We start from the raw sequence: 1,176 nt of genomic DNA, 5'->3' as shown, positions 1-1,176 counted from the left end.
GCCTCGGCGAGGGCGAGGGAGCCGTCGTCGGCGTACCGCACGTGCAGCACGTCGATCGGCCGGCCGATCGACGTGAGGAGCCGCGTCGCCCACCAGGCCATCGCCTCCCGGTGACGTCCCGCCTCCTCGGCGCGCAGGGGGTGGGGACTGTCGACGGGAATCCTGAGGACCCAGTGGCCGCTGTCGCGTCGGCGCAGGAGGACGGGATCCACCTCCAGGTCCGGGACGCAGGCCGTCACCACCGTGAGGACGCCCCCCACGCGGTCGGTGCGGGCGAGCGCGTCGCCGAGGGACCCCAGCAGGACGCCGAGCCCCCCGCTCGAACCTTCGCCGGGCCGGTCGAGATCGCCCAGCAGCATGGACTGCGCGACGAACATCCCGGGGCGGAGGCCGACGGAACCGGCGAGGCGTGGGGGCCCGTCCCGCAGGGTCTCGTGCAGGAGGCGTTCGTACGCGTCCCCCGGGTCGCCGGTCACGCCTCGCGCCGGCAGGGGAGTGCCGTCGGCGGTGAGCAGCCGCAGGGCCGCGTGCCGTATCACACGGTCCTCCGCCGCGCAGAGCGGGAGGAGTTCGGACGGACGCAGGGGGCGAAGGCCGGTGGCCGCGGCGAGATCGAGCGCCGGTGCGGTCGCCCGGGGGTCGCTCGCCGCCCGGAGGCCGCCGCGCAGGGCCCGCGCGGCGCGGGCCGGACCGTGCCGGAGGACGACGTCCGGCCAGACGTCGAAGACGGCGGCGGCGCTGTGGTCGTCACAGCCGCCGAGGAGCCGGACGCATTCCTCCGGGGACGGGGTCCGGCCCGCCCGCACGCGCTGCCTGAACCGGGCGAGGACCAGGTCGGCGGGGATCGCGACCGCCGGACGGCCGTCCCCGGCGCCGCGAGGGCCGTACTCCGCCCGGACGAGCTCGGCGAGCAGGTTGGGCTCGGGCCCGCGCCACGCGGACGGGCCGTCCACGGCCGGCCTCCCCGCACCGGCCCTGGCCGCCACGAAGGGATCGGGCACTCCGGCCGGGGCGCCGCCGGTCGCGGCGGAGGCGGAGGGGACTCGTGACATGGGATCTCCTCGACGACGAAGGACGGCCTGGAGTGATTCGCCGGAGCCCCGGCCGGAGTGCCCGATCCCTTCGTGGCGGCCAGGGCCGGTGCGGGGAGGCCGGCCGTGGACGGCCCGTCCGCGT

At 77.6% G+C, this 1,176-nt stretch carries 1 pseudogene; it reads right to left on the bottom strand.

Annotated elements, in window-relative coordinates:
- Positions 1 to 1,052, bottom strand: a pseudogene (locus EAO70_RS37100) (group 1 glycosyl transferase); the annotation flags it as partial.
- Positions 1,053 to 1,176 lie beyond the last annotated feature (124 nt).

The sequence above is a fragment of the Streptomyces sp. adm13(2018) genome, from assembly GCF_008042145.1.
In the GTDB taxonomy this organism is placed as follows: Bacteria; Actinomycetota; Actinomycetes; order Streptomycetales; family Streptomycetaceae; genus Streptomyces.
The sequence above is the reverse complement of the archived record's forward strand: the minus strand, read 5'-3'. Positions and strand labels throughout refer to the sequence as shown.